This window comes from Caenibacillus caldisaponilyticus (assembly GCF_002003465.1).
Classification (GTDB): Bacteria; Bacillota; Bacilli; order Bacillales; family Sporolactobacillaceae; genus Caenibacillus; species Caenibacillus caldisaponilyticus.
Genome location: NZ_BDDQ01000145.1, coordinates 1 through 1,880 on the forward strand (window position 1 = coordinate 1; position 1,880 = coordinate 1,880).

The following is a 1,880-nucleotide window of genomic DNA, read 5'->3' on the forward strand; positions in this document are numbered from 1 at the left end:
TAAGACCCGTTTCGATAGCCTTTTCGCTCCTCTGTGCGCTCATAACGGCCGGCGCCAAGTTGATCCGTTAACTGGGCTTCAAGGATTTGATTCAAGACCTGTTCCAACAGTTTGGCCAGTCCTTGATCTTGCGACAGTAGGAGTAAAATTATTGTGGGAGCAAGAATAGGAATAAAAGTTAATATATGTAAATTAACCTTGGCGGATGTGTTGGCTTTTAATCCAACATCATCTGCCAAGGCCACCAAGCAATAGCGCGATAGGGGAATGCAGAAAAAACAAGAAATGAGGGCCTCTTTTTTGTACAATGAGTTTGTCCAAAAAAACCGTACAAAGGAGGCCCTCACATGGGACATTATAACCCGAAATACCCGACTTTAGAAGAGCTTGAACGCCATGTCTTTCAGGTGTTACAGGAGATGTTTGGCAAGGTTTTGACGATGGTTTTGGAACAGATGGATGCCGAAATCGCCGAAGCGCGGGATAAACGTCGCTTTCGCTTGAAAGATCGGCGCGACGTTCACATCGATACGATGTTCGGTCCGTTGACCATCAAACGCAACTATTATCAAGACCGGGAAAATGGTCGTTATATCGCTTTATTGGATCAGTATCTGGCTTTTGACGGCCGCAAGGGATTCAGCCCGCTTCTTGAACAATGGGCAATGGCCTTGGCCGTGGCCGGTCCGTCTTACCGCCACGCCGTGAAGCAATTGGAGACATTCTTAGGGTATGCCCCCATGAGCCACGAAGCGTTGCGTCAGCATCTCCTCGCATCCGAGGTGTGTGAGCCGAAGTCCAAACAACCCGCGCCTGAGGTGCTTTTTGTCGAGGTGGACGGGTTATTTGTGAAACAACAAAAAGAAAAGGGCGGCAAGAAGAAAAAGGCGAAAGAACTTAAGATCGCTTTAGTCCATACGGGTTGGGAACAAGACGGCTCCAAACGGCGGAAATTGAAGAATAAACGGCACTATTTCCACACGGGCTCCGAGCCGTTTTGGGAAGGCTTTGAAAGCTTTCTGGAGCAGCATTACGACTATGACGCGACGAAAACGAAGCTGGTCATCAACGGAGATGGGGCTGGTTGGATAACGGCTTGCCAAGATGACTTCAAGGGCCGGGCGTTTTATCATTTGGATCGGTTCCATGTCGCCCGCGATTTGCATCTAATCATGAAAGATCATCCGCGCTATTCCACGATGAGACGGGCGCTGAACGAGAATGATCCGGAGCGGTTGATCGTGGAGTTGAACAGTGCCGTGGGAACGATGGCTACACCGGAAGGCGAAACAAAGCTGGAGGCGTTCATCGCGTATATCACGAATCATAAAGAAGCGTTACGGGATTATAAAGCGTGGCTCGAAGCGCAAGGGATAGACACGCACAGGCTGTGCACGATGGGGGCTTCGGAAGGCTTGATGAGCCAGTTTGCGGCTCGCCTCAAACAGGGGCGCAGTTGGAGTGCAGCCGGTGTAGAGGCGATGACCCAATGGATAATTGCCGACAAGGATCGGTTGGAGGTCAAAACGTGGTTTGGGCAATGGGTGCCGAACCGTGAAACAAACGGTTCGGGTCGTAAGGCTCTAGAGACCAAAACCCGTAAAAGGCTGACCAAGCAAATCGTAAATGATGTACGTGACAACATCCCCTATATGAAACAATCTTCAGGCACGATGATTCACCGCGCTTTGAAAGGGCTGATCGGTTTTTAAACATTTGAAGAGAGCTTACGCAAGAAGTCCAAGAAAATAGGAGAACGCTTTCAAATTGCATTGTACAAGAAAAGTGCCCACAAAAGCTTGACTGCATCCGTAGCGGTCATGCTGTCGTAAATGGGGAACCGGACAGGTTATAATAAAGAGGCATGAATCGATCGGGAG

General features: G+C 49.3%; 2 protein-coding genes. One reads left to right on the forward strand and one right to left on the reverse strand.

Features of this window, described 5'->3' with window-relative positions; all coding sequences use genetic code 11:
- Positions 1-185, reverse strand: a 185-nt coding sequence (locus CCB157_RS16895) for a transposase (protein WP_077616947.1), incomplete at its 3' end; no start/stop codon positions are given.
- 162 nt (positions 186-347) lie between these two features.
- Here CCB157_RS16895 and CCB157_RS16900 point away from each other — a divergent pair.
- Positions 348-1,712 carry an ISLre2 family transposase gene (locus CCB157_RS16900; protein WP_077616946.1) on the forward strand — a complete coding sequence of 455 codons (1,365 nt, stop codon included), beginning with the start codon at positions 348-350 and terminating at the stop codon, positions 1,710-1,712.
- Positions 1,713-1,880: the final 168 nt, after the last annotated feature.